The 24,266-nt window shown below is 39.6% G+C and carries 24 protein-coding genes; 17 read left to right on the forward strand and 7 right to left on the reverse strand.

Annotated elements, in window-relative coordinates:
- Nucleotides 1-239: 239 nt before the first annotated feature.
- The 5 genes from HO345_RS02860 (at nucleotide 240) to HO345_RS02880 (ending at nucleotide 5,588) form a co-directional block, all read left to right on the forward strand.
- Complete coding sequence (locus HO345_RS02860; RefSeq protein WP_253683732.1) at nucleotides 240-2,984, forward strand: FAD-dependent oxidoreductase; 2,745 nt, start codon at nucleotides 240-242, stop codon at nucleotides 2,982-2,984.
- 18 nt (nucleotides 2,985-3,002) lie between these two features.
- Nucleotides 3,003-3,344: a hydrogenase maturation nickel metallochaperone HypA/HybF gene (locus HO345_RS02865; protein WP_253683733.1), complete on the forward strand. Its 342-nt coding sequence runs from the start codon at nucleotides 3,003-3,005 to the stop codon at nucleotides 3,342-3,344.
- 27 nt (nucleotides 3,345-3,371) lie between these two features.
- Nucleotides 3,372-4,034: a hydrogenase nickel incorporation protein HypB gene (gene hypB, locus HO345_RS02870; protein ID WP_253684582.1), complete on the forward strand. Its 663-nt coding sequence runs from the start codon at nucleotides 3,372-3,374 to the stop codon at nucleotides 4,032-4,034.
- Between the two features lie 130 nt (nucleotides 4,035-4,164).
- Complete coding sequence (locus HO345_RS02875; RefSeq protein WP_366796508.1) at nucleotides 4,165-4,872, forward strand: hypothetical protein; 708 nt, start codon at nucleotides 4,165-4,167, stop codon at nucleotides 4,870-4,872.
- 35 nt (nucleotides 4,873-4,907) lie between these two features.
- Nucleotides 4,908-5,588 carry a zinc metallopeptidase gene (locus tag HO345_RS02880; RefSeq protein WP_253683735.1) on the forward strand — a complete coding sequence of 227 codons (681 nt, stop codon included), beginning with the start codon at nucleotides 4,908-4,910 and terminating at the stop codon, nucleotides 5,586-5,588.
- 2 nt (nucleotides 5,589-5,590) lie between these two features.
- Here HO345_RS02880 and HO345_RS02885 read toward each other — a convergent pair whose 3' ends face one another.
- The 5 genes from HO345_RS02885 to HO345_RS02905 form a co-directional block, all read right to left on the reverse strand.
- Nucleotides 5,591-6,382: a class I SAM-dependent methyltransferase gene (locus HO345_RS02885; RefSeq protein ID WP_253683736.1), complete on the reverse strand. Its 792-nt coding sequence runs from the start codon at nucleotides 6,380-6,382 to the stop codon at nucleotides 5,591-5,593.
- A gap of 44 nt (nucleotides 6,383-6,426) precedes the next feature.
- On the reverse strand, nucleotides 6,427-6,981 hold the full coding sequence (locus HO345_RS02890) for a GNAT family N-acetyltransferase (RefSeq protein WP_253683737.1): 555 nt from the start codon (nucleotides 6,979-6,981) through the stop codon (nucleotides 6,427-6,429).
- A gap of 449 nt (nucleotides 6,982-7,430) precedes the next feature.
- Nucleotides 7,431-8,036 carry an MptD family putative ECF transporter S component gene (locus tag HO345_RS02895; RefSeq protein WP_002668121.1) on the reverse strand — a complete coding sequence of 202 codons (606 nt, stop codon included), beginning with the start codon at nucleotides 8,034-8,036 and terminating at the stop codon, nucleotides 7,431-7,433.
- Nucleotides 8,037-8,051: 15 nt separating this feature from the next.
- Nucleotides 8,052-9,560, reverse strand: coding sequence for an ABC transporter ATP-binding protein (locus tag HO345_RS02900; protein WP_253683738.1), 1,509 nt, complete (start codon nucleotides 9,558-9,560; stop codon nucleotides 8,052-8,054).
- Between the two features lie 11 nt (nucleotides 9,561-9,571).
- Nucleotides 9,572-10,420, reverse strand: a complete 849-nt coding sequence (locus HO345_RS02905) for an energy-coupling factor transporter transmembrane component T (RefSeq protein WP_253683739.1) — start codon at nucleotides 10,418-10,420, stop codon at nucleotides 9,572-9,574.
- Nucleotides 10,421-10,497: 77 nt separating this feature from the next.
- Between HO345_RS02905 and infC the strand changes: the two genes are divergently transcribed.
- The 10 genes from infC to HO345_RS02955 all read left to right on the forward strand — a co-directional run bounded on the left by infC (nucleotide 10,498) and on the right by HO345_RS02955 (nucleotide 17,299).
- Nucleotides 10,498-11,082, forward strand: coding sequence for a translation initiation factor IF-3 (infC, locus tag HO345_RS02910; protein ID WP_253683740.1), 585 nt, complete (start codon nucleotides 10,498-10,500; stop codon nucleotides 11,080-11,082).
- Nucleotides 11,083-11,107: 25 nt separating this feature from the next.
- Entirely contained in the window at nucleotides 11,108-11,308 is a 201-nt protein-coding gene (rpmI, locus tag HO345_RS02915) for a 50S ribosomal protein L35 (protein WP_002668131.1), read from the forward strand.
- A gap of 30 nt (nucleotides 11,309-11,338) precedes the next feature.
- Nucleotides 11,339-11,698: a 50S ribosomal protein L20 gene (gene rplT / locus HO345_RS02920; protein WP_002668132.1), complete on the forward strand. Its 360-nt coding sequence runs from the start codon at nucleotides 11,339-11,341 to the stop codon at nucleotides 11,696-11,698.
- A gap of 1 nt (nucleotide 11,699) precedes the next feature.
- Complete coding sequence (locus HO345_RS02925) at nucleotides 11,700-12,164, forward strand: cell division protein ZapB (RefSeq protein WP_253683741.1); 465 nt, start codon at nucleotides 11,700-11,702, stop codon at nucleotides 12,162-12,164.
- 5 nt (nucleotides 12,165-12,169) lie between these two features.
- The gene (gene zapA, locus HO345_RS02930) at nucleotides 12,170-12,469 is read left to right on the forward strand and encodes a cell division protein ZapA (protein WP_253683742.1); all 300 of its coding nucleotides are present in this window, start codon (nucleotides 12,170-12,172) and stop codon (nucleotides 12,467-12,469) included.
- Nucleotides 12,466-12,933: a YaiI/YqxD family protein gene (locus tag HO345_RS02935; RefSeq protein ID WP_253683743.1), complete on the forward strand. Its 468-nt coding sequence runs from the start codon at nucleotides 12,466-12,468 to the stop codon at nucleotides 12,931-12,933. Before zapA ends, HO345_RS02935 begins: the two co-directional genes overlap by 4 nt.
- A gap of 42 nt (nucleotides 12,934-12,975) precedes the next feature.
- Nucleotides 12,976-14,019 (forward strand): tetratricopeptide repeat protein, encoded by a 1,044-nt coding sequence (locus tag HO345_RS02940; RefSeq protein WP_253683744.1) that lies wholly within the window; start codon nucleotides 12,976-12,978, stop codon nucleotides 14,017-14,019.
- A complete protein-coding gene (locus HO345_RS02945) occupies nucleotides 14,019-15,305 on the forward strand; it encodes a LysM peptidoglycan-binding domain-containing protein (protein WP_253683745.1) in 1,287 nt (428 codons plus the stop codon). The genes HO345_RS02940 and HO345_RS02945 overlap by 1 nt, the downstream gene beginning before the upstream one ends.
- A 19-nt stretch (nucleotides 15,306-15,324) precedes the next feature.
- Nucleotides 15,325-16,674, forward strand: a complete 1,350-nt coding sequence (locus tag HO345_RS02950; RefSeq protein WP_253683746.1) for an OmpA family protein — start codon at nucleotides 15,325-15,327, stop codon at nucleotides 16,672-16,674.
- Nucleotides 16,675-16,774: 100 nt separating this feature from the next.
- Nucleotides 16,775-17,299 (forward strand): outer membrane protein assembly factor BamD, encoded by a 525-nt coding sequence (locus HO345_RS02955; protein ID WP_253683747.1) that lies wholly within the window; start codon nucleotides 16,775-16,777, stop codon nucleotides 17,297-17,299.
- Nucleotides 17,300-17,305: 6 nt separating this feature from the next.
- Here the strand turns inward: HO345_RS02955 and HO345_RS02960 are convergent, their stop codons facing one another.
- Nucleotides 17,306-18,223 (reverse strand): alpha/beta hydrolase, encoded by a 918-nt coding sequence (locus tag HO345_RS02960; protein WP_253683748.1) that lies wholly within the window; start codon nucleotides 18,221-18,223, stop codon nucleotides 17,306-17,308.
- 158 nt (nucleotides 18,224-18,381) lie between these two features.
- On the opposite strand from HO345_RS02960, the gene HO345_RS02965 reads away from it, so the two are divergent.
- Nucleotides 18,382-19,677: an L-cysteine desulfidase family protein gene (locus HO345_RS02965; RefSeq protein ID WP_253683749.1), complete on the forward strand. Its 1,296-nt coding sequence runs from the start codon at nucleotides 18,382-18,384 to the stop codon at nucleotides 19,675-19,677.
- Here HO345_RS02965 and pbpC read toward each other — a convergent pair.
- Nucleotides 19,674-21,983 carry a penicillin-binding protein 1C gene (gene pbpC / locus HO345_RS02970; protein ID WP_253683750.1) on the reverse strand — a complete coding sequence of 770 codons (2,310 nt, stop codon included), beginning with the start codon at nucleotides 21,981-21,983 and terminating at the stop codon, nucleotides 19,674-19,676. The genes HO345_RS02965 and pbpC overlap by 4 nt on opposite strands.
- Nucleotides 21,984-22,142: 159 nt before the next feature.
- Between pbpC and HO345_RS02975 the strand changes: the two genes are divergently transcribed.
- On the forward strand, nucleotides 22,143-24,200 hold the full coding sequence (locus HO345_RS02975; RefSeq protein WP_253683751.1) for a S9 family peptidase: 2,058 nt from the start codon (nucleotides 22,143-22,145) through the stop codon (nucleotides 24,198-24,200).
- Nucleotides 24,201-24,266 lie beyond the last annotated feature (66 nt).

Here is a 24,266-nt window from a genome sequence, read left to right on the forward strand (position 1 = left end):
TAACATTGTGTTGACTTGTAAATTATAGCATGACAGGTTCTTATTGTAAACTATAAGCCGGCATTAAAAAATCCTTGCGCGCTTAGCGCCCCTTGAGATTTTTTCAATTCGATTTTATCTTGAATCATCCTCATCGTGCTATTTACTTTTTTAGGTCTTTATGATAAAATTCAAAATTGAGTGCCTGCGGATAAACCCGCAAATGAGTTAAACCTTAATTTACTTTTATGGAGCGTTTTATGAGTAAAAAAGACAAGCCTAAAAAAATCTTGTATGCAGTCGATTATAAGCCTAAAAGAAAAAGCCCCTTTCTTTTGGAATTTGCCAACCATCTAAACCGGACAAAACCCGGTTCAAAACGGTCAATTACATACGACGACCCCGAATACTATGTTATGGAAAACATCGTTACCGACGAAATGGCAAAGGTCGGTATGTTTTTAAAAATCAGAACACCTCTAAGTGCTCAAGATATATCTCCCCTATGCGGAAAAACCGTAGAGGAAACCGAGAAGATTCTTTGGGATTTGGCCTATGTAGGCTGCTGTATTACAAATACCATTGACGGAGTAAATAAGTACTGGACCGAAATATGGGTTCCCGGTATTATGGAAATGATAAACAACAACAAGGAGCTGACTGAAAAGCATCCCGAAATAACCATAGCCTTCGATGCCTACGGAAAAAAGAAAGGAGAAATAGCTCCCGGTATCTTGCCCATGGGTGTTTCCCCGATGAGGGTTATTCCCATCGAAAGTGCAATCGAAAGCGATACCCATCATGCAAGCTATGAGGAAATTTCTCATTACCTAAACCAGCACACGATTTTCAGTGTTTCCGATTGCTCTTGCCGAACGGTGCGCGAAAAGATGGGAGAAGGCTGCGGCCACCTCAAAGAAGATATGTGTATCCAGATGGGACATGGAGCCGAGTATTATATCAAAACCGGAAGGGCTAGGCAGATTACGCGTGAAGAAGCCTTTGAAATTATAAAAAAAGCGGAAGAAAACGGGCTCATGCACGATATTCCGAACCTCGATGGAGAGGGCAAAACTCATGCTATCTGTAACTGCTGCGGATGCGGCTGTCTTGCTATCCGAAATGCAATTATGTACAGAAACACGGATTTTTCCCGTTCAAATTATATTTCCGTAATTGACGAAGAAAAATGTGTTGCCTGCGGCGAATGTGTAGAGCATTGCCCTTCAAATGCCCTAAGGCTGGGACAAAAAATCTGCTCTTCAAAACCGATCCCCGAAGAAAAAACCGTAAAAACTCCCAGAGACCACCGATGGGGGCCTGAAGACTGGAATCCCGATTACCGCACAAACAGACAGGTTGTAGTAAAAACGGGAACCAGCCCCTGTAAGGCAAACTGCCCTGCCCATATAGGCGTTCAAGGTTATATCAAACTTGCGGCTCAGGGAAAATACAGGGAAGCCTTGGAGCTTATAAAACTTGAAAATCCCTTTCCGGCAGTCTGCGGTCATGTATGTCCCCGTTATTGCGAGCAGGGCTGCTCAAGGCTGGGGCTTGATGAAGCCGTTGCCGTCGACGATATAAAAAAATTTATAGCAGAGCAGGATCTTAATTCCGAGCACCGCTATGTTCCTAAAAAGAAAAGAGACTATCACGATAAAAAAATCGCCGTTATAGGAGGCGGCCCCGCAGGTCTTTCCTGTGCCTATTATCTTGCAATAGATAATTATGATGTAACCGTCTTCGAAAAAGAAAAATCCTTGGGCGGAATGTTAAAATTCGGTATTCCTTCATTTAGGCTCGAAAAAAATGTTCTTGATTCCGAAATAGATGTTTTAAAAGAACTGGGCGTAAACTTTAAAACCGGAGTCGAGGTAGGAAAAGATGTAAGCCTCGATGAACTTAGAACTCAGGGCTTTAAGGCCTTTTACCTTGCAATCGGGGCTCAAAAGGGAAGGCTTTTGGGCATTGAAGGCGAAGATGCTTCAGGCGTAATTACCGGTGTGGACTTTTTAAGAGAAGAAAACTTAAATGAAAGCAAAAGCCTTTCAGGGAAGGTAATCGTTATCGGGGGCGGAAACGTCGCCATTGATGTAGCCCGAATGGCAGTCCGTGCAGGCGGTGAAGAAGTTTCCATGTTCTGTCTTGAAAAAAGAGAAGAAATGCCGGCCCTTCCTGAAGAAATCCGTGAAGCCGAAGAAGAAGGCATAAAAATTACAAACTCATGGGGCCCCAAACGCATTCTTGTTACGGACGGAAAAGTGAGCGGAGTCGAATTTAAAAAATGCGTTTCCGTTTTTGATAAGGACGGAAGGTTCAGCCCAAGCTATGACGAAAACGATACTATGACTGTAGAATGTAGTTTCGTTATAACCTCTGTAGGTCAGGCCATAGATTTAGGTTCTATCTTGGAAGGTTCCGCTTGCGAAATAAACAGAAATCAAACCGTAAAGGCTGACTCCATCACCTACCAAAGTGCTCAAAAAGATATCTTTGTAGGAGGCGATGTATTGACAGGCCCTAAATTTGCCATAGATGCCATTGCCCAAGGAAAAGAAGGAGCTATCTCGATTCACCGCTTTGTACATCCGGGGCAAAGTTTGGTTATGGGAAGAACAAGGCGGGATTATAAACCCCTCGACCGTGAAAATTTGGAGCTTGCAGGTTTTGACAGACTGCCCCGCCAAAGAGCGGAAGAACCTTCCGGCGAAGAAGGAAAAAAGACATTTAGGGATTTACGCAAAACATTAACCGAAGAACAGGTAAAGGCTGAAACCGAGCGCTGCTTAAAATGCGGAGTCGTAAAGGTTGACGAATACATGTGCATAGGCTGCGGAATGTGTACGACCCGCTGCCGTTTCGGAGCTATCAGCTTAAAGCGTGTTTATGATGCTCACCCAAGCACCCTCGAAAAGCTTAAGGGCGTTGTTATAAGAAACATGGTAAAGAGGGAAGGCAAGATTTTGTTTAACAAGATTTTTAGGCCTTCTCCCAAGCACAAATAAAAAACCGGATTTAAGTTTATGCACGAATTAAGTTTGGTCATGGAAGTTGTGCGCCGGGTTGATGCAATCGCTAAGTCCAATAATGTCAGCGAGGTCGACACAATAGTTTTACAGATCGGCGAAATTGCAACCGTTGTGCCTCATTTTGTTCAAGCCTGCTATCCTGCTGCCATAGACGGAACATGGATGGCAGACACAAAGCTTAAAATCGAAATGGTAAAGGCTTCAGTCCGCTGCAATAATTGTAACCGAGTTTTTGACCCGATAGGATATCACGGCGTATGCCCGTCCTGCTCTTGTGATGAACATGAGATTCTTACGGGCCGGGAATTTGTAATAAAAGAAATTGTGTGTTATTAAATTTTTATTTTTTAAAAGGAAATTATGATGAAAGATTTTAAGATTATCGAAATTAAAGAAGGCGTTTACGAAACAAATAATGCCCATGCAGAAAAGCTGCGTAAAAAGTTAAAAGAAGAAAAAAAGTTTCTTTTAAATTTGATGTCATCTCCCGGTTCGGGAAAAACGACCTTGCTGAAAGCAAGCATCGAGGCTCTAAAAAAAGATTTTAGAATCGGGGTTATGGAAGCCGACATTGATTCGGCCGTAGATGCCGAAACCATTTCACAAACAGGAGCAAAGGTAATTCAGCTCCATACGGGCGGAATGTGTCACTTGGATGCCGATATGACGGAACAAGGTTTGGAAGCATTGGGAATTAAAGACCTTGATCTTATCTTCCTTGAAAATGTCGGTAACTTAATTTGCCCCGCAGAATTCGATACGGGAGCCTTAAAGAATGTGATGATTTTAAGCGTTCCCGAAGGAGACGATAAGCCCTTAAAATATCCTCTAATGTTTCAAGTTTGCGATGTTCTTTTAATTACAAAAATAGATGCTTCAAGTTTTTTTAATTTTAGTCTTGAAAAATGTACCGAATACATAAAAAAGCTCAATCCCAATATAAAGATTTTCCCCGTTTCCGCCTTAAAAGGGGACGGAATGGAAGCATGGATTGAATGGCTGCGCTCTGCCGTAAAAGAGCTTTGAGTTGATAAGCATTTTCTTTTGAAACTTTTTGCGCTTATTGTACTTTATATCTATAGTTACCGATAGGAGATACGATAAACAGCTCAGCAGGAATTCTGCCTCACTGTTTATCGGTATAGGAGAAATGAAAGTGAAATATATTAAAATCATTATGTTCGTGTTGATTGCCGGTCTTGCTTTGACGGCATGTGCTCCAAAAGCCGATGTCTTTGTTCAAGCATCGGGAGATGTTGTTGTAACCTTGGATATTCAAACAGGAAAAACAATAGATGCCCTCCTCGAAAATGCGGCTCAGTTTACCGAAGAGGAAAAGGCAAAAAGCCCCTCTATCTTTAATACTGAGGAAATAAAGCAACAGCTTGAATCTAAAGGAATCAAAGTTCTAAACATGACTACCAATTCGATAGCGGGTATAAATGCAAAAATAAAAATCATGAATAAGGACATGGACAGTGAAAGCTCTTTTGTAAAAACCGATATGAAGGCTGGTCTTTTGTCCTTGAGTATAGGCCCCGACAATATAAAAGAATTTGTAAATTTGCTTTCCGAGGACGACAGGGAATATATAGAACTTTTAATGGCTCCGGCCATAACGGGAGAACCTATAGGAACTGCGGAATATGAAGAGCTTATTAAGGCTGCTTATGGAGACAAGCTGGCCTCCGATTTAAAAAAATCGAAGTTCCATGTTTCTATTACCTGTCCTAAAAAAATTAAAAGCATCAAGATTACGCCTTTCGGTTATTCTTCTAAAGACGGAAATAAGGGAACCGTGGATATTCCCCTTTCCGAATTGCTTTGTGTAAGAGACCCCATCTTCGTTGAGGTTAAATTCTAAGTCAAGGTTAAATTCTAAATTTTTTGGAGGAGTTTATGTATTTCGATTATTATTATTTGGTTTTGGTTGTTCCGACCTTGCTGTTATCCTTGTATGCCCAATTTAAGGTAAAGTCTGCCTTTTCAAAATATTCCCAAGTGCAAACCATTAGGAAGATTTCGGGGAAAGAAGCTGCTGCCCTCCTGCTTAGATCAAATTCTATTTCTGATGTAAGTATCCAAAGGATTGGGGGAAGTTTAAGCGACCACTACGACCCATCTCGCAAGGTTTTACGCCTTTCTGAACCTGTATACGATAAGACCTCGATAGCAGCCGTAGGAGTCGCTGCCCATGAAACAGGCCACGCCATTCAGGATAAGGAAAAATACGCACCCTTGGTCTTACGCAGTACCTTGGTTCCGGTTGCAAACATAGGTTCAAGTGCAGGCCCCTATTTAGCTCTTGCAGGTATTATCTTTAGAATGAATTTACTCCTCAACATAGGCATTATCCTTTTTGCCTGTGCCGTTTTATTCTATCTTGTAACCCTTCCTGTTGAAATCGACGCTTCAAGGCGTGCCTTAAAAGTATTGGAACACAATGCCGTTTTAAGCCAAGAAGAACTGAAGGGAGCAAAAAAAGTTTTGTCGGCTGCAGCCCTAACATATGTTGCATCAGCCCTTACAGCTATGGCGAACTTATTGCGCTTAATTTTAATTTCACAGGATAGAAGATAAGCTTAATTCTTTTGAATAAGAGAAAAATAGATAGGCCCTGCTCCATCCGCCTTATCGGGAAGAAAGCGGAATCCGTATCTTGTCTTTTCGGGGGAAATGAGGCCAAGGCTATCGAGCTTGTCTTCAAGCCTTACTCTTTCTTTATACTTTTTTATGAGCTTTTCGATTAAAGAATCGTTTTCTTCATCGGCGAGGGCACAGGTCGAATAAACTAAAAAGCCCTTAGGTTTAAGGAGCAAAAAGGCCGCAGATAAAAGAGCCCACTGTCTTTGGCTTAAATTTTTTATGCGGGCTTCTGTCCACTGTTTAAGGTATTTTTCGTTTTGGAGCACATGCCTCTCGGAAGAGCAGGGGGCATCCAGTAAAATTCTATCATAAAGTTCTTGGCCGTATCGGGGCATTCGGGAAGCATCATAGGAAGAAACCCTTATCCGTTTTCGAGTTTCTTCGCTTAAATGTTTATCAAGAACTCTTATAAGCCTGTTCCGCCTATCGGCAGAAAGTTCGTTTGCCTGTATTTCGGCATTTTCTCTAATCCTGCTTAAAAGGACTAGGGTTTTCCCTCCGGGGGCGGCACACATGTCGAGGCAGCTTCCTTCTTCAAGGGCGGGCATGGCTCTTGCCGCCTGAATGCTTGCATAATCCAAATAGTAGTTTTGTATGAGGTTTTCGCTGTAGGCTTCAGGTTTCCTTTCTTCTAAAAGAGCGGCTTTTAAGCTCTGCCATCTTTCCCCAAAAATCGAAAGATAATAGCTTTCAAAGCCCTCAGCTCCGCTTAATTTTTGCTTTTTCATAGCCGCTTATTCTAAGAAGTTTTTCCGATAAATCAATCTATAGATCAAACTATTTCAAACTCAGGATGCTTTGCGTAAAAGTCCTCAGGGATAATATCCATTAAGATTATATCGTGCATTTTACGGTTACGGATTAGAGCTCCTCTTCTTGCTCCTATTTTTTTAAAGCCAACCTTTTCGTAAGCCTTAATAGCTCTTTCATTATAAGAATATACATTTAAGGTTATATTGTGTAGGTTTAGTTTTTGATAGGCATAGTTTATGAGAAGGCACATAGCCTCGGTACCGTACCCCTTTGACCAGTAGGCCTTATTACCTATAAAGATGCCGAGCTCAGCCGTTCTATTCATATGATTGATACTCATAAGCCCCATACTTCCTATAAGCTCATCGGTCTCTGAATCTACTATTGCGTAATTATGTTCTTTTGAAATCCTATCGATTATAATGCGCTCGGCTTCAAGGCTTATACTCGAAGAAGCAAAGTTAAGATATTCGGACACTTCCTGATCGTTTGCCCAGACAGCATATTTTTCCGCATCTTCAATCCTCATTGGGGCAAGATAACATTTTTTTCCGATAAGTTTTTTGATGTACATAATTTCTCCAATTTTTTGAAGGGAACCTCTAAAAACCTCAGTTTTTAGAGGTTTACCTTAGATTTAACTTGCGATGTTTTTTGTAAGTCATTGATATATAAGGACTTACAAAAAACTCGTCGGGCATCTCTAAAAATCTAACAAAGTTTTTAGAGATGCCCTGAATTATATTTGAAAAAAGTAGAGTTGTCAATAGAATTTGTTTTATGTGTTTTATGCCTACTATTATGTTATACTGTTTTTATGAGTACTACAAGAAAAACGCACTATTAAAGATTGGCTGATTGATAAATAAACCGCAGAGAGAGTTGAGCTTCCGCACAACTTAGTAAATAATGCAAAGAAATTTGAGGATGCCGTAGTATTACTATCTTTAAATTTCTCTTGTGCTCTTTGCGTCCGCCGCGGTTTATTTAATTGACATTTGAATCTAGTGTTTGACCTTTGTCTTATTTTATTCCGGAATTTTTAAAATGTTTTCCTAATATTTTGGAGCCTATAAGAACTCCTGCAAAGCCCAAAACAAATGTCGCAATTAGGATGATGACTCCGAGGTATCCTGCGCTTGCTGCAATGCTTTGTTCCACCTGAGCTTCATTCATCTGCATTCTTTCAAAGCAGAATTTTTTATAATGCTCTACAAAGAAAAGGACCGGAATAACGCCTCCTGAAGCACTTCCCAAGCATATAAAGCCGCTTGCAATGGCTATCGTATACTTGTTCTTATACTTTGAGGTATTGGCTGCTATGTCGCCCAGCAAGGCTCCGATAAACATACCTATCAACCATGGAAGATATCCCATTCCCAAAATCAAAACAATCATAATGAGCAAGAGCTGGCTGATCGTAAAGACACCGAATTTGGGAACCTTGATAGCCAGAAACAAATAAATTGTTCCGACGACAAGCCCGGTGATAGCAGGTGAAAAGGCATGTAAAAAGGGATTTATTGCCGCAGTAACAAAACCTATGACCATAAAGACCGCAATATAAACTACGGTCATTATTCCGATAAAAACAAAATCCTTTGTTTTAAATTTGTTTGACTTTTCCATAAAGTCCTCCATAATCTATAAATATGTGGAAAAAATACTTTCCAATTTTTTATCGTTTTTTTCAAGCCTCGAATCTAAGGCTATTTTTTTATCCTTTAAAAGAATCAGCCTGTTGCATATCTTCGAGATAAATTCAAAATCATGGGTTATTATAAGCACTGCCGAAGTCTCGGCTATCTCTTCGATAAGTTCTCCTACCCTGACCATGTTTCCGTAATCCAAGCCGCTTGTCGGTTCATCGAGAATTGTAAGCGGACAGCCTCTAACATAGGTCGCAGCAATTATAAGCCTCTGTTTTTGTCCCATCGAAAGAGAAAAGGGATGCTCATCTTTATAATCGTAAAGGTTGAGCTTCTTTAAAGCTTTTTCTATTTTTTCGTTTATGTTTTCAAGCTGTTTGTTTCCTATCAAAAGCTCGGAAAAAACATCGGCACCGAAAAGCTGATATTCAACATCTTGAAGAACAAAATTTGTGCGGCTCACTCTTTCCTTTTCGTTTAAAATTTTTTCTCCGAATTTAATGCTTCCGGCAGATTGGCGGTAAATACCCGATATGATTTTTGCGAGAGTTGTTTTTCCCGCTCCGTTTTTTCCGGTAAGGGCGGCAATGTCGTTTTTGTAAAGGTCTAAGTTAACCGAGTTTAAAATTTCGGTTCCGTCCTTAAACGAAAACGAAATATCCGAAAGGCTGCATATTTTTTCGGCTTCCGTATCGGAGTTAAATTTATTAGGTTCATGGCCGATGGGTTCCGCTTCATTTTCATTTGTAAAAAGATGTAAACTTCTTAAGCCTTTAGAATTTAACTCCGTATTTGTAAGGACTAAAAATTCATCTCGGCTATATTCGCTTTGTATACTTCCTTCATTTATATAGATAACTCTGTCAAAAAGATCTTTTAGATAATGAAGGCGGTGCTCCGCTATGATTATAGTAAAGCCTCTTTGTTTTAAAATTTTTAAAATATCTGCCAAAATGAGGATAGAGTTAAAATCCAGATTGGACGAGGGTTCATCAAGGACTATAATCTTAGGTCTCAAGGTTAAAATCGAGGCAATAGCTATTTTTTGTTTTTGTCCGTTCGAGAGGCTCTCAAGTTTTTCGGTTAAAAGATTTTCGATATGTAAAATGGAACAAACTTCGGCAATCCTTTCTATAATTTCATCGCGGGAAATTCCGTAGTTTTCGCAAGGAAAGCTGAGTTCCGAAATTACGTCATCTGTAAAAAACTGACTCTTAGGAGACTGAAAAACCGAGCCTATATCTTTTGAAATTTCATCTATGCTGAAATTCGAAACATCTTTTTCATTGATAAAAACGGAACCTGAAAATTCCCCTTCGTAAAACCGCGGAATAAGGCCGTTGATGCATTTTGTCAGTGTAGATTTTCCGCAGCCGCTTATGCCCGTAACAAGTAAGAATTCTCCCTTTTTGATACTAAGAGAAGTCTTTTTTAAATTTGCTCTTCCGTCTTTTGAGGATTCATATATAAAAGAAACATCTTTTAATTCTACTGCCGTATTCATTTTATCGTCCTTTAAAAGAGCCTCATAAATACGGAATCGAAGTCGAATATGATTGCGGCACCGACAACAAAAATGGATGATAGGGCAAAGACATAATCTATTATTCCGAATTTGATTTTAAAAAGCTCTGCTGAAGTTTTTGGGGATTCAGCTCCTTTTACGAGGGCTGCAGCAGTCATGTCGTCTGCAAGCGAGGTTGCTCTAAAAAGAACCGGAACGAGGGCGTACTCCAGACTTTGAATCGGATGAAAAAAGATATTTTTTGTTACTATTTCGATTCCTCTCATTTTCATGCTGTTTGTGATTATGGTCATTTCTTTTTTTATGGTAGGCAAAAAACGTACTGCAACCGTAAAGCCGAGCATTATTCCCTTGGGGAGCTTCATTTTGTTTAGAGAGCTTACGAGACTTTTTGTATCCACCTTGTTAAAAATTACCATTGCAGCCATAAGGAATGGTAAAAATTTTTGTACACCCATGGCAATAAGAGAAACGGAGTTAATCAAAAACTGTATGGGAAGGCCGGACAGGGCTTTTATCCCAAAAGGAAGAGCGAGCGCTAAAAAGAATATGAAGATATATTTTGCTGCCTTTTTGTACATCTTAAAAAGGCATACAATGCCCAAAGACACCAAAAAAATAAAAATATTTGCAGAAATAGACGAAGAAACCGTAGTTATGAGTGAAAGCATAATGTTCAAAAACACTATTGTTCTCGGATCCAAGATAGTCCGTTTTTTTGAAGTGTAGGCTCTTATTTGCTCTGCCAGAGCTGTAAACTCGTTTGATTTTTCGGTATAAAAGATTCCGCTTTTTATTTCCGAATTTAAGCATACCGTATTGTTAGACATGGGCGACATATTAACCGAAAATTACAACTTTGTCAATATATTTTTTCGTCGTCTTAGCCTTGACTATTTTTTTTATTTTCGATATAATGAACCCTAAATTTTATTATATCGCACCGATAGGAAATGGTGCAGAAGGAGAATCGTTGGCTGAAGTAAAAGGTTTGCGGATAAATGATCAAATCCGCGTGAGAGAGGTTAGGTTAATCGGGGTTAATGGAGAACAAGCTGGTATTGTTCCCACTATTGAGGCTGTAAAAATGGCCGCAGAAGCCGGACTTGACCTTGTTGAAGTTGCGCCTACCGCGAAGCCTCCGGTTTGCAAAATAATAGATTACGGTAAATATCGATTTCAAATGGAGAAAAAGCTCCGTGACTCCAAGAAAAATCAAAAGCAGCAGATGATGAGAGAAATCAGAATGCAGCCTAAGATACACGACCATGATCTTGAGTTTAAATCCTCGCATATTAAAAAATTTCTTGACGGCGGCGATAAAGTAAAGGTAACCGTGCGTTTTTGGGGACGCGAACTTGCTCATACTGAGCTCGGTTATGAAGTTTTAAACAAGGTTTTGGAAAAACTGGGGGGTGAAGAAGCCTATACCCTCGAGAAAAAACCTGCTATGGAAGGACGGACAATGTCTATGACATTGAGTCCCAAACAAAAAAAATAAGCTTATAATAAATTTGGAGGTACTTATGCCTAAGATGAAGAGTAAAAGAGCTGCTAAAAAAAGATTTTCTCTTACTGCAAGCGGTAAGGTAAAATACAAGCAGATGAACAAGGGTCATATTATGACTAAAAAATCTCAAAAACGGGTACGCCGTCTTAAGAAATCGGCCATTCTTTCAGAGGCTGACAGCATGAAGATGCGCAAGCAGCTATTACCCTACGGTTAATTTATTTGAAATAGAAGTCAGGAGTTTATAATGTCAAGATCAACAAGCAGTGATAGAAGAATTACAAGAAGAAAAGCTATATTAAAGCAAGCCAAGGGTTTTAGAGGCCGCCGCGGTACCAACTTTAAGGCTGCCCGCGATGCAGTTCGAAAGGCCTTGCTTCACAGCTATGTAGGACGAAAAGATAAAAAAAGCGATATGAGGCAGATATGGATTACCCGTATCAATGCAGCCGTTAGAGCTGAGGGTATTACCTATTCACGCTTTATTGCCGGAATGAACAAGGCCGGAATCCAATTAAACAGGAAGGCCCTTTCAAACATGGCTATCGAAGATCCTACCGCTTTTAAGGCTGTCGTGGAAGCTTCAAAAAAAGCCTTAGGAGTCTGATATGCTCAATCTCGATCAGGTAAGACTCCTTGAAAACAAGGTAGAAAGGGCTGTGCAGATGATAAAAAGCCTTCATACCGAAAAAGATGCTCTAAAAAAGGAAATTGAAGCTAGAGATAGACGAATTTCCGAATTGGAGAAGCTTATAGTAACGTTTAAGGATGACCAATCTAAGATCGAGGAAGGAATAATCAACGCACTTAATCAATTAAGTGCGTTTGAGGATGCCTCTTATACAAAAAAACATGAAACGAGGCCTTCTGCCTCTGAATTGGAAACCGCAGCCCCTGTTTCAAGCGGAACTAAACCGGAGTCTTTTTCTGCACCTTCTCCTAAAACCTCTTCACAACAGGCTCCCGCTGCAGATCCTGTTTCGGAAGAACCCGTTTCCGGTAATCTTCAAAAAGACCTTGATGATGTACTGGGTCAATCCTCCGATACAAGTAAACAGATGGATATATTTTAGGTAAAATGAGCAAAGGACAATTAAATATAGACGTATTGGGAACTTCCTTTGCCATTCAAGCCAATGAAACCGATGAATATCTAAATCAAATTTATAATCACTATCTAAATGTTTTGGACCAAGTGAGGCAGACTTCTAAGGTTTCCGACCCTTTAAAACTTGCCATTCTTACAGGTATTTTGGTTACCGATGAGCTATACAAGGAAGAATTTTCAGGGCAAGATTCACAAGAGCTTATCCAAAAGGCCTGCGATATAGAAAAATCCGCTATGAGAATGATCGAAAAAATCAATGAGGTAATATGAAAATCTGGGTAGATGCCGACTCGTGCCCTGTAAGAATAAGACAAATTACGGCCAAGGCCGGAGAACGTCTAAAGGTCCCTGTAATTTTTGCGGCAAACAGGGAAATACCCATACCTAAGGGTGCAAGTATGGTTGTTACCGAAAACACGGAGCAGGCTGCCGACCTATACATAACCGAAAACTCGGCTGAGGGAGATTTAGCTATAACGAGGGATATTCCCTTGGCGAAGCTTTTGGTAGATAAGGGGCTTTATGTGATAAATGACAGGGGAACGATTTTTACCCGCGACAACATAAATACCTATCTATCTGCAAGGAATTTTATGTATGAGCTGCAGGCTAACGGCCTCGTTCCCGAAAAAACAAACTCTTTCGGCAAAAAAGAGATTCAAAAATTTTCAAATCTTTTGGACAGCCTTTTAACTAAGGCCTTAAAACAAAGGCCTCTTGATTCAAGGTTTTAAGTCCTTATTGTACTTTTAGGGAGAAAATGATATTATAAGCAAATGAAAAATAAACTTATTTTGATGTTCATGCTTTGTCTTATTTTTATAAGCTGTAAACAAGATCCTGATCTTTATTTATATGAAGATATGGATAACTTAAAAGACGAGCAAAAAACTCTTATTGAAGTATTAAAAAAGACGGAAAGCAAGGAAATGAGCTTTGCCGTTAAAGATAGAATAGCAAAAAATCTCAAGGTTAAAAAGAAAAATAAACTTTTGATTGTCTTTTTAAGCTCCCTTGTAGAAAACGACCCCGATGACACTTACAAAGGCTATTGGCTTTTAATGCTGGCAAATGAATATATGGAACAAAAAATGAATGAGCCGGCTGCCTATTTTTTTGAAAGAGTTATAAAACTTGATAAGGATATGGAAATTTCGGGTAAGTCGATTCAATATTTAAGTTTAAAAAATTTGATAAATATAACGAATGATCCTAAACGCCTTGTAGAGTACTATTCTCTTTTGCTTTCCAACTTTTATGACAGCATTGACCCTGCTTATTCCTATTTTATGCTTGCACAAAATTACGAAAAGCTCGGCGAATGGAATTTAGCCATTCAAAGCTATTCAAAATTTATAGGTCTCGGTCGTTTTGATTTGATTATCCCGGGCATCCCCGATAATTACGGCTATGCCCGAAAAATTGTAGACTACAGCTCTTCAACAAAAAGCTGGACAGTGGAAAGCCTTGATGAGCTTTTGTCCGTTATTAAGTCGGCAATTCAGAGAAAGGACTATGACACCTTGGAGCGTTACCGTTCAAAGGTAAACTTTTTTTCGATGGCGTGGAAACAGGAGCTTTCAGATATTTACGGTTCTCAAGATTTTTCTTTAAGAAATTTTATGTATGGAACTTATATAAAAATAGAACCTGAAATTGATCCTTCTTCTACGCCGCATGAGGCCTATCTTAAAACTTCGGGCTGGAATCAATATTCAAGAATATGGTACCTGTATTTTAGAAAGGTAAACTTCCCGGCAGACCCCGAAATTCACGGAAGATGGGAGTGGGCAGGTATTTACTACGGAGAAAAAATTTAGTGAAGATTCGGCTTTTTTTTATAGTCTTTACTTTTTTAGGTTTTGATTTAATTCACTCAGCTTCTTTAAATTTTACAGGTGAACCTATTGAGCTTTGGAAATCTAACAAAACTTCCCTCTCTTATAACCGCCAAAAATCGCTTCACGGTACGGTTATTGTGCCTTCAAAATATCCTCTAATCGAAAAATTTAGAAACCGGTATCTTAATGAAGACGGTTTAAGGTATTTGGAAGCGATTATGCAAAGGTCGAGACCTTACCGCAATTTTATTATTGAAGAATTGCGCAGAGAAAATCTTCCGCCCGAACTTTTGTTTTTACCGGTTATAGAGTCGGGTTTTTCGCCCAAGGCCGTGTCAAAATCGGGGGCTGTGGGTATTTGGCAATTTATGCGGAACAGCATAGGCGGCTATGATATTCATATCGATGAATGGATTGATGAAAGACGGGATCCATGGAAGACCAGCACTGCAGCCGTAAAAAAACTTAAGTGGAATTATAATTATTATAATGACTGGTACTTGGCTCTTGCGGCTTATAATTGCGGGGTAGGGGCCTTGGATAAGGCTATAAAGAAAGCAGGAAGCCGAAACTATTGGTATCTGGCCGAAAAAAAATTCTTAAAGACGGAAACCGCTCTCTATGTTGCCAAATTTTTAGCTATCGCGGAGATTCTTATGAATAGCGAAAAATACGGTATTGACTGGGGAGATGCTCTTGATTATGAAGCCACAGAGATTATTCCGATAAAACGCTCTATTGATGTTATTTTGCTTGCAGAAAAAGTTAAGGCTGATACGGACATTTTTTCGGCTCTTAATCCTTCTTTAAAATTTAATATTACACCGCCCAATTTAAAATATAACTTGCGCATTCCATTAGAGTATAAAGAGGCTGTTCAAGATTTGCTTGAAAAAAACACCCTTCTTATAAAATATTACAGTTATAAAATAAGATCCGGCGATACTCTGTATTCTTTGGCAAAACACTATGGTGTAAGTATCAAGTCGATTATGAATTATAATCCCGGCATTAAAGCTTCCGCTCTTAGGATAGGACAGGTACTCAAAATACCGGCCTTAAAAACCGTAAATTCGTATAGGCGTAAAAATGACGATCAAAATGTAGAATTTAAGGGCATCTATGTAATTAAACAAGGCGACACCTTGTGGTCCATAGCCTTAAAATACAATGTCCAAGTTGAAACTCTTGCCGAAAAAAACGGAATCGAGGTGAATTCGGTACTTTCCTTAGGTCAAAAACTAAAGGTGCCGATAATAAACTGATAGCCAAGGGGATAAGCAAATGAATAAATTTTTAAATAAAAACAATACTTTAAAAAACGCCAAGAGCTTAAGCGGCTTCTTTTTGTTTTTTTTCCTTTTTAGTTTAGCCTTAAATGCCTATGAGCCCGTCCTGCAATCTTCTTCCGTTCAAAATTGGGAAAAGGGCACAATCGAATCCTTAATAAAACTTGATATGAATAAAAGCGGCTTTTATCTTCCAAGTGATAGGGATGCGGCTTTTAACACAATAGAAAAATACATGCCCTCCCTTTTAAAGGATATTTATCTTTCCGTTATAGTTGACTCGTCCCACCGCCTGGGAAACTATCTTGCCGAAGAAAAAGTAAACTTAAACACCATAAATAAGATAATTGAAAAAGGCAATTATAAAACCCCTCATTTTTCAAATGATATGTCAAATGCCTTGATAAAAACAAGTACTGAACTGCATGAAATTGCAAAGCTGTTTATCAAGCATAATACGCCATATATTCCATCGATTCCTCCAAGCACGGTTGTCAGCAAGGCATATACGGGAATTTTAATAGATGCCAGAGGCTTGCTGCCTGTGCACGGAGAATATACAAAGGAAAAACTTCAGCCCTGCATTTTTCCGAAAGTTTGGAACACCGATATGTCCACCATATATGAAAAGAACATGGTAGATCCTAAAATAGCAAAACAACTGGGCATAGTTTTATATTCTTCAAGTCTTAATGAAGATCTGTATAGGGAATATGTGGGTACCGAGCCCCTGCGTATAATAGCGAGAGGCGTTTTCGGCCAAAACAGAACCGATCCGATTATTTCGATGGAAGATAGCAGCCGTATTTTGTCAAAGCCTGAAAACTTAAAACTTTTACAGGAAGGGCGGGTAGTCATAATCTGCGATGAGGATATGCTCCATGTTACAGAGCCCTTTACTCCGCCTGATGAAAACTATTACTTTGCCTATCATGATATTGAACTCTTGCTTGAAAAGCATAAAGAAAAAGGGATTGCTCTATCAAATCCCAAAAACATAGTAAAAATAGTAATGTACGATATACGGTTTGTTGCGGATATGCCGGATGTTCTTCCTGAAGAGATGGGTAAAATAGATGTAATTGCCGAAGCTCTTTTGAAGTTGGGCCCTTATACAAAATTTTTAATTGAAGGCCACACGGCTGACCTTAACAAACCTGAGGATGAAAAAATTCTTTCGGTTCAAAGGGCGGAAAGAATTGCAGACGAAATTTCTAAGAGGGGAATTGACCGCTCAAGGATAATGACTGCCGGTTATGGAAGCACAAGACCCTTGGCTCCCAGTAATAATGAGTCAAATATGGCAAAAAACCGCCGTGTTGAAATTACGGTAATCCGTGAATAAACGCTTACATTAAGTTCATTTTAAATGATGATACTTTTTTTAATATCGTTTGTTTAGGATATATTAAAAATACGGTTTAAATAAAATTTGGAGAATAAAAATGACAAAAAAAATTAAGACAAGATTCTATGTTTTTAATTTAATCGGTTTTATGATTTTAACGGCTGCGATTTCTTTGCTTTTTTCTTGTTCCAGTCTTCCGACTGATGAAACTGTTCCTGCAAATCTTACACCCATTGAGTTAAACCAAAGGGCTCAAGCAGAGCTTGATAACGGTTCTCTAAGAAATGCCCTTGAGTATTATAAAATAGTTATAAAGCGTTATGGGAATGATGCCTCTACCAGAACAGCTGCTGAATATGAGATAGCCCATATCTATATAAGTCAAAAAAAATGGCTTGAAGCCGATGATATGCTTAAAGCCATTATTGATAGATACGAAATGGCTGGAGGTGCCGGTCTTGCTCCAAAGTACTTGGTTCTTGCAAGGAAGGACTATAAAAGGACTCAAGAGTACATCCAAAAGCATAACTTGAGAAAAGAAGATATACGGAAAAAAGACATGCAGAATGAAGAAAAAGACTCTGAACCGTCAAACGGGATAACTATACAGCCGGAGTCTTAATTTTTCCTAAATAAGTCTTTTTTCAATCCATTCAAAGATATCGGCCTTAACTTCTTCCTTATTGGTTTCGTTTAAGATTTCATGGCGGGCTCCTTCATAGAGCTTTAAGTTAAGGTCGCTTATACCATTGGCCTTGTAAATATCATATAGCTTTTTTACGCTTTTACCGAGGTTTGAAACAGGATCTCTTTCACCGGACGTAATGAGGATTGGCAGCTCGTTTGGAATCTTTGCCATTTCTGAGCTCTTGTGGGTTTCTTTTAATCCATTGATCATGTCTTGGTAAAAACCTACGGTACACGTAAAGCCGCAAAATTCATCATCAATATATTTTTGAACTTCTTTTTCATCTCTCGAAAGCCAGTCAAAATTTGTTTTTGGGGAATCAACCGTCTTATTATAGGCTCCAAAACTAAGTTTATCCATAAATTTGGAAGGCTTTTTTCTCCCTGAAAAGAGCTTATTTAAGCCAGCGGCAAAGCCTGCGATTTTAATCATCGGGTTTGGGCCTGCACTTCCTACTAGGATAGCAGCTTTTACGGTTTTTCCGTAGTTTTCTATATAATTTTGAGTTATAAAAGACCCGAATGAATGGCCGAGTATTATAATCGGAATATCCTGATAAATTTTTTGAATTTCATCATTGATTTCTTTTTGATCATCTACTACCCGTTTAAAGCCGTCTTTATCGGCAAGATAACCTTTGAGCATTATATTTCCGCAAGTTTTACCGTGACCTCGGTGGTCCGATGCAAATACCGTAAACCCCTTTGTACAAGCATCTTCGGCAAAGTCTGCGTATCTTAAAGCGTGCTCAGCCATTCCGTGGACTATATGAATTATAGCCTTAGGCTTTTTTTTAGGAAGCCATTGATGAACTGCAATAGCCGATCCGTCGCTCATTGTTTGATAAATTGTCTGCATAAATTCTCCCCCATAAAAATAGTATAATCCATAAAAATAAAATTTTCAATAAATAAATAAACAAACAAATTAAAAAAATCTTATGGTTCAGCCGTGTTGACATGATTTTGATATATGAATAAAATATTTGAGTTATAATTTTAACGTGGAGAAAGAGTATGAACTTAGATAACGCAAAAAAAGAAAAGTATGTTCAAATTTTAAAAGAAGAATTGGTTCCAGCCCTTGGATGCACGGAGCCTATTGCTATTGCTTACACAGCTGCCAATTTACGAAAAATCATGGGAGGTGTTCCCGATGAAATCTTAATTGAAAGCAGCGGTAATATCATTAAAAATGCAAAGTCGGTTATTGTGCCCAACACCGGCGGAATGAAGGGAATGGAAGCTTCCGCTTTGATAGGCCTTATCGGAGGAAATGCAGATAAGGGTTTGGAAGTATTGGCCGATGTTACCGAAGAGCATGTAAAGCTGGCTCATGAGTATTTAGCCAAGTCATGCACTAAGCTTAAACTAATGGATACGCCTGCAAGTCTTCACATAAGAATTACAGGCAAATTAAACGGAGATATCGGAATTGCCGAGCTCATTCACCAGCATACGAATATCGTACTCCTAAAAAAGAATGACGAAATTATCTTTGAAAAGCCTTTTAGCTTGGAGTCTGCCGCAGGTGCTTTAACCGATAGAAGCTGTTTAAACGTAAAAGATATTTTGGAATTTGCAGACACTGTTCCGGTTGATGAAGTTTCTCCCATCATTATGAGACAGGTTGAATATAATATGAGAGTTTCAGAGGACGGTTTAAAAACTTCCTACGGCATTGAGACGGGAAAAAATATTTTAAAATATAACCAGAGGAAGGGCGATAATTTTTCGGTTAAGGTTCAAGCGGAAGGTGAAGTCGCAGCAGCATCCGATGCCCGTATGTGCGGCTGTTCTTATCCGGTTATTACCAATTCGGGAAGCGGAAATCAGGGCTTAGCCGTTTCTGTGCCCGTAGTTGTATATGCCCGCGAAAATAAGATAAGCGAAGAAAAACTGATCCGCTGTTTGATTGTAAGCAATCTTTTAGCAATTCACCAAAAAACCGGAATAGGCAGACTTTCTGCTTATTGCGGTGCGGTAACTGCCGGAGCTGCCTGTGCTGCTGCAATTACCTATATGAAGGGCGGTTCTTATGAACAAGTGTGCGGAACAATAGTCAATACTCTGGGTACCGTATCGGGAATCCTTTGTGACGGAGCCAAGCAGTCATGTGCCGCTAAAATAGCCTCTGCCTTAGACTCTGCCCTTTTTTCTCACGAACTTGCTATGGACGGAAACTTCTTTGCAGGAGGTGACGGCATAGTCAAGGACGACATCGAAAAAACCATAGCCGGCATCGGCGTTGTTGCCGCCCAAGGTATGCGCAAAACCGACGAAGTTGTGTTACAGGTTATGCTTAAAGACTAATTTTCATTTAGAACATAAAAAATTCTTTTACGGGTATTTCCCCTGTTGTCTGTAAGGGTCAGCTCATGTCTGCCCCTTAGGGGCGCCCTTAAGGGCGCCCCTAAGGGCTGAATCTTCATTTGATGATAGGATTTTGTACTTCCTAAATATTCTCCGTCCAAATCCCAGTAGATGACGGCATCGGGATTTTTATGGGCGGCTTCTGCAACCAAGGCGCCAAAAGAGCCGTCAAGTTCTGTCGGAATATAAACCGAGGTTCCGTCTTCTGGAAATAAAATTTCAAACTCGCCTGCATTTGATGCCGTACTTTCCGGAAGCCATTGCGGGAGGCTCTTATATTCCGGGTGTCCCTGTTTATAAAAATATTCTGCAGCAGCAGGAAGGACAAATCTGTTTTCTATTTTAGGCAATTCGTTTATGTCGTTTGCCTTAACTTGAAACTTGCCGTCGGGACTTAAAGATACCTTTTTACAATAAGGACAGGTATTTTGGGTATGACTTTCTATAGGTTTTAAAACAGGCTTTGCAGTTTTACAAAATTCTCCTGCGGGGTAGCCTGAGTCTGCACAAGTTTTTATAAATTCAAAATCCTTTAATTCTTTTTCGGGCCAGTCCGATTTCGGCAAGATATTAAAAATTTCAAAGAGGATTGGAGCGGCCAGTTTTGTGCTTGTAATTTCAGGCCTTCCTTCTCCCGAAGCGTTCCCGCACCAAACGCCTACGGAATATTTAGGTGTAATGCCTATAGTCCAAGCATCCTTGTTCCCGTAACTGGTTCCGGTCTTCCATGCAATTTTTTGATTTTGTGCATAGAGCTGCCAGATAGCTTCTTCTTCCGGCCTGTTCCCTTCGGTCAGCACGTCCATTGTTATTCTGCAAGCTCCCGAAGAAAAAGGAAATTTTTCGTCAAGTTTGTTTTGAGCTCTCAGCATCATCTTTCGATAAGTGTTTGTAATTTCGTAAAGGCTTATTTCTCCTCCTCCTAAAATCAGGGGAAGTCCGTACTCATCGGCCGAACGGTTAAAGGTTGTAAAGCCCGACCTTTTTAAGATATCCAAAAAGGCGGGTATTGTAAATTCACGCAGAGCTCTTATAAACGGAATGTTTAAAGAATAGGAAAGGGCCTTACGGGCAGGAATCGCTCCCGAATATGTATAGTTACTGTTTTGAGGTGTGTAGCCTGCAATCTTTGTCGGAATATCTATGAGGAGTTGGTCAGGTAAAATCATTCCCGCATCCAGCATTGCCGCAAACAAAAAAGGTTTTAATAAGCTCCCCGAACTCCGCCTTGCGTGAACCATATCGACATGCTCGTTTTTTGCATTCGGACTTTGAAGCCCCGTGTTTCCTATATAGGCTAAAGTTTCTCCAGTTTCGGTAGCTAAAATTAAAACGGCTGTATTGTAAACACCGCTTGAGAAATTTCTTTTAAAATGATGGTCTGCAATTTCAAAGACTATTTCTTGTAAAGAATAATCCAAGCTGCTTATGTTTTTTTGATTGGAGCTTTTTGTTTTTAAAAACTCAAGATAATGATAGGCCTTTTGCGGAACGGCCTTAGGTTTATCGGGAACGGGTTCTGCGACGGAAAGAGCATAGGTTTCCTTATCGATTTTTTTTTGTAAAAAAAGATTGTACAAAAGCCTGTCCCTCTTTTCTTTTAAAATTTCGGATTCTTTTCCCGGGCGTACCAAAGAGGGCTGATTGGGAAGGACTGCAAGGCAGGCGGCTTCCGCCCATGTTAGATCTTCAGGCCCCCTTCCGAAATACCGCCATGAGGCGGCTTCAAGGCCTACAACATTTCCGCCATAGGGTGCGTGGGAGGCGTAAATATTCAATATGTTTTCCTTGGAATAAGAAAGCTCCAAAAAAAGGGATAAAAAACTTTCTCTTAGTTTTTGCTTAAAACTTCTTGGCGGATTTTTTTCGGAAAGGCGGGAGGTCTGCATGGTAATTGTAGAGGCTCCCGAAACTATTTTTCCTTTTAAAATATTTTCAACTGCCGCCCTAAAAACCGAAAGAGGATCTATCCCAAAATGAAAATAAAAATTTTTATCTTCATATGTTAAAAGGGCTTCCCTGTATTTTTCAGGCAGCTTTGAGGTTTGAGAAAATCTCCATTGCCCGTCACTCGCAGCAGATGCACCTAAAAGTTTTCCGCCGGAACTGTAAAGAGTAAAAGAATAATCAACTTTAAAGCCGGGCGTAAAAAAAAGTATTAAAGCTAAAAATATCAAGCTAGAAATAAAGGCCGGTATAAAGGCTTTTAAAATTTTTTTTATCGGCAATTTTTTCGGAAAATCCATTTTTAAGTCTCCGAATGACATTATAGCATAAGGTAAGGCTAAGGACAAGCATAACAGCGTTTAGATTATCTACCTGTAGACATAATTTTTTTTATCTTTATAATGTATGTTAAAGTATACAAATTGCGAGTATACTTACAAAAATTTAGGAGAAATAAATTGAAACAATCCGATTTTGAAAAGCCGCCTGTTGCGGAAATAAAAGAAACTCGTTTTGAAAAGTTTGGGAAAACACGAATCGATAATTATTATTGGCTAAAAGACAAGACCGATAAAAAAGTTATCGATTACTTAAATGCCGAAAATGCTTATACGGATAAGATAATGGCTTCTTCAAAGGATCTGCAAAAATCTATTTATGATGAAATTGTAGGCCGCATAAAAGAAGATGATGAAACCTATCCTGTTTTTGAAAACGGCTATTATTATTATAACCGTGTCGAAAAGGGAAAGCAATACAGAACCTATTGCAGAAAAAAAACATCTCTTGATGCACCCGAAGAAATCATCTTTGATGTAAACAAAATGGCGGAAGGAAAACAAGCCTTTATCTTCGACGACTATGTTGTAAGCCCCGACAATAAAAAGGCTTGCTATTTTTATAACGAAACAGGCTCCTTTGCGGAATTTATTTTAAAGATACGCGATTTGGAAACCGGAAAAGATATAGGCTTCAGCTATGACGGAGCCGTTACCGCAGCTTGGGCTTCCGACAGTAAAACTCTTTTTTATAGTGCAATCGACAGTACCCTGCGTTCAAGTAAGGTCTTCCGTCAAAAACTTGATGAAGAAAAGGGTTCTCTTGTCTACGAAGAAAAGGATGCAAAATATTCTTGCTATGTGCATGAAACAAAGACAAAGGAATTTATTTTTATCTCAAGTTCAAGTTCTACCACCTCGGAAGAGCGTTTTATTTATGCGGATAAGCCGGAAGAAGAATTTAAAATCTTCCTTCCCCGCGTTAAGGATACCGAATACTCCGTTTATCCGCACAAGGAAAAGTTTTTTATCCGTTACAAGGACAAACAAAACTTAAACGGCAAAATCTATTCCGCTCCTCGTTCTTCCTATTCCGATAAATCTACATGGAAGGAAGAAAGAGCTCACGACGAAAACGTACGCATTGAGGATGTGTCCGTATTTGAATCCTACCTTGTACTGGAGCTCCGTAAAAACGGCCTCATCGAGATTGAAATTAAATCGCTTAAAAACGGCGAGGTAAAAAATATTTCCTTCCCCGAACCGGTTTATACGGCTTATTTGGGGGCAAACCCGGAATACGTTTGCGATAAGGTCCGCTATATTTACACATCCTTAAACCGCCCGAGCAGCGTATACGATTACGATATACTTACGGGAAAATCGGTCTTGTTAAAACAGCAGGAAGTTCCATCAGGCTTTAATCCCGATGATTACACTGTAGAAAGGCTTTGGGCAAGAGCTCAGGACGGAGTGAAGGTGCCTATGGCTGCCGTTTACAAAAAATGTTTGGCAAAGGACGGATCCGCACCCGCTCTTCTTTATTCTTATGGGAGCTACGGCTATAGCTCCGATGTTTATTTCAGTCCGAGTGTTTACAGCCTTGTCGAGAGGGGCTTTGTTTATGTTGTTGCTCAAATCAGGGGCGGAAGCGACATGGGAGAACAGTGGTATGAGGACGGGAAGCTCTTAAAAAAGAAAAATACATTTACCGATTTTATAGCCTGTGCCGAGCACCTGATTTCTCAAAAATACACTTCTTCCGATAAGCTTGCAATCATGGGCGGAAGTGCAGGCGGTCTTCTTATGGGTGCCGTTACAAATATGAGACCGGATCTTTTCCATTCGGTTGTTGCTGCCGTTCCCTTTATAGATGTCGTTACCACCATGCTCGACGATTCATTGCCCCTTACAACAGGCGAATATGAAGAGTGGGGAAACCCGAACGAAGAAGAATATTATAATTACATGCTTTCATATTCTCCCTACGATAATATTGAAGAAAAAAATTATCCGCATATTCTTGTAACGGGCGGCTTAAACGATTCGCAAGTTCTTTTCCATGAGCCTGCAAAATATACGGCAAAGCTGCGTGCAAAGAAAACCGGAGATAATATTCTAATCCTCCACATGAATATGGATTCCGGCCACGGCGGAGCCACAGGCCGCTATGACAGAATTAAGGACACCGCCTTCGAATATGCCTTTATTCTTAACATGGTAGGAATCAATAAGTAACGATATTAGGGGGAGAAAACACCCCGTTCCCTTACGGGCTTTTCAAGTCAGAGCAGGGTTTAGCCT

It is taken from the genome of Treponema denticola, assembly GCF_024181645.1.
GTDB lineage: Bacteria > Spirochaetota > Spirochaetia > Treponematales > Treponemataceae > Treponema_B > Treponema_B denticola_A.